The following is a 518-nucleotide window of genomic DNA, read 5'->3' as shown; positions in this document are numbered from 1 at the left end:
AACTGATATATCAGGTATAGAAAATATGATTGGTTTATTTATTAATACGATTCCTGTACGTATTCGTTGTGAAGCAGAAGAATCCTTTATAGAGGTTATGAAAAGAAATCAAAAGCAGGCAATAGCTTCACATGCATACGATACACATCCATTGTATGAAATACAGGCACAAACAGAACAAAAACAGGACTTAATCACAAATCTTATAGTATTTGAGAACTATCCTACAGAGGCAGAAATGGAACGTGTTGGTAACCAGTCTGAAAACCTCTTAGAAGTTAAGAATGTAAATATGGAGGAACAAACAAGTTATGATTTGAATTTAATTGTTGTTCCAGGAGAAGAATTTAAAATTCGACTTAATTACAATGCCAATGTGTATGATAGTACAAGTATAGAAAGAATTTGTGGTCATTTAATTCAAGTTATTCAACAAGTTGTAAATAACCCACAGATTTGTATACAAGATTTAGAAGTAGTAACGGCAGAAGAGAAAGCACAAATTCTTGAAGTATTCA

The 518-nt window shown here is 31.7% G+C and carries 1 protein-coding gene; it reads left to right on the top strand.

All coding sequences use genetic code 11. The features are described from left to right. Window positions 1-518, top strand: a 518-nt coding sequence (locus ACTFP3_RS30130; RefSeq protein ID WP_440012099.1) for a condensation domain-containing protein, incomplete at both ends; no start/stop codon positions are given.

Source organism: Bacillus cereus group sp. MYBK5-2 (assembly GCF_051915685.1).
GTDB lineage: Bacteria > Bacillota > Bacilli > Bacillales > Bacillaceae_G > Bacillus_A > Bacillus_A cereus.
This window is presented reverse-complemented; position numbering and strand designations above follow the sequence as displayed.